Source organism: Streptomyces sparsus (genome assembly GCF_054776295.1).
Window position 1 is genome coordinate 1 of record NZ_BAAHCA010000855.1, and the last position, 2,111, is coordinate 2,111.

Annotated in this window: 2 protein-coding genes; both read right to left on the minus strand. The window is 75.6% G+C overall.

Annotation, left to right across the window (positions count from 1 at the left end; all coding sequences use genetic code 11):
* A partial coding sequence (locus ACYVE9_RS24190) for an SURF1 family protein (RefSeq protein WP_461030016.1) occupies window positions 1-780 on the minus strand: 780 nt, incomplete at its 3' end.
* Window positions 781-890: 110 nt separating this feature from the next.
* The coding region (locus tag ACYVE9_RS24195; protein WP_461030017.1) for a hypothetical protein at window positions 891-2,111 on the minus strand (1,221 nt) is incomplete at its 5' end.

Sequence of the window (2,111 nt, forward strand, 5' to 3'; positions counted from 1 at the left end):
GCCGGCCGGGCGCGGGCGGTCGGGCTCCGGGGGCAGGCCCAGGGCGGCGTCGCGGGCCAGCTCGGTGTCGCGGCGGAAGAAGCGGAACCACATGAACACCACGAAGCCCGCGAAGACGAACCACTCGGCGGTGTACCCGAGGTTCTGGAACGCCTTCAGGTCCAGCCCGGTGTCCTTCGGCGCTTCGGGCGGCACGGCCCGCAGCCCGCCTCCGGGCTCCTGCACGGTCACCCACGCGTTGTGCACGTCGTAGGGGACGAGGTTGACCAGGGCGGCGGCGCTGATCGTGCCCAGCTGCCCGGCCGGCAGGCCCGACGGCCCGCCGGTCTCGGATGCCTGGAGCGCGCCCGTCACCTCGACCTCGCCGGTGGGCAGCGGCGGCACCCGGGCGGGGTCCGGGTCACCCGGCAGCCAGCCGCGCACCACCGGAAGCGCCGTGCCGTCGGGGTCCGCGCCGGTGCGGAGCATGCTCAGCACGTAGTAGCCGCGCCGGTCGTCGAGCGTCCGATCGGGCACGAGGTACTGGTGCCCGGGGTCGTAGCGGCCGGTGGCGGACGCCATGCGGCCGGAGGTCCTCTTGTCCACGGGCAGCAGCTCGGCCAGCGGCTCGGCCTGCTGGGTGGCGAGGCGCTCGGCCTGCCCGCGCTGCTGCTGGTGGGTGTCGACGCGGTCCTCGAAGCGGCTGAGCTGCCAGCTGCCCATGAACAGGCAGAAGGGCACGGCCAGCAGTAGGAAGACGTTGATCGCCCACCAGCGCGGTGTCAGCAGGAACCGGTACACGCCGTCAACGGTACGGGGGCGGATCCGGCGAACCGGACCCGCCCCCGACCATCTCCTCCCCCACCGAGGTCCGTGCGCGCCCCCGGACCGCCGTCGTACGACGGTCGGTCTCAGGACGCCCGCAGCGCGCCGGTCCGGTAGACCGTGCCGGCGCAGGCGTTCTTCAGGTGGGCCAGCGGCGCCTGCGGCGCACCGGCCGCGGGCGTGTAGCGCAGCACCACGGCGGTCGCGGTGCTGCCAGCGGTGCCCCCGCCGGTGGCGATGTCGGCGAGCGTGCTCATGCCGCCCTCCTCGTCCTGCATACCGCCGGCGGTGGTCTCGTCACCGCCTTCGGTGCCCGCGCTGTCGCTGTCGCCGCCTTCGCCGCCGCCGGTCTGGCTGCCGCCGCCGGTCTCACTGCCGCCGTCCCCGCTGCCACCGGTCTGGCTGCCGCCGCTCTGGCTGCCCCCGGTGGTGGGGTCGGTCGGTTCCGGTTCCGGGGCGGGGCTGGGCGCCGGGCCGGGGCCCGGGTCCGCTTTGCAGCCGCCGCCCGCGTTGACCGGCAGCCAGGCGAACCGCACCTGGTAGGCCTCACCCGGCCGCAGGATGAGGTTGGCGTCGGCGGTCGACGGGCTGGGCAGCCCGGTCGCCTTGCCGCCCTCGGTGTGGTCGAGGACCTGGATCGCCGACGCGTCCGCCTCGCCCAACGCGGACACGACCAGCTCGTCGCTGCCCTTCACCCGGCAGGTGTCCCCGGACACGTTGGCCAGCCGGAAGGAGCCGTAGACGCGGCCCTGTCCGTCGGGGTCGCCCACCCGGGCCCGGGCGTCGCCGAGTTGGTCGCGGGTGCAGCGCGGTGAGGTGGAGGCGAGGTCGTCGGAGCTGCCGGGTGACGCCGTGCCGCCCTCGGAGGGCGACGAACTGGCTTCCTGATCCTTGCCCTTGGCGCCCGAACTCCGACCCGCGTCCCTGCCGGAGGGCTCCCCGGCGGCGCCACCGGGCAGGTCGTTCAGTTCGTCGCGACCCGCGTCGGCCCGGTCGCTGTTGGCCGCGTTGGCGTGCCGGTCGTTGAGCGGGCCGGGCATCACGCCGGTGTGCATCAGCGCGGGTACCGACACCACCGCGACCAGCACGGCCGCCGTCGCGCCGATGAGCGTGTGCCGTCGCCGGGCGCGCCTCGCGGGCACCGCACGCCGGATGTGGTCGAGCGAGCGGTCGGAGGGTTGCAGGTCGCCCACCACCTCCCGCATCAGGCGCCGCAGGGCCTCTTCCTCAGCGGCGCCGCCGGCGCTACTCTCGGGAGGCGTTCCGGTGCCCTGCGTGGTGCCGTCCGCCGCCGCGCCCCACGGCGC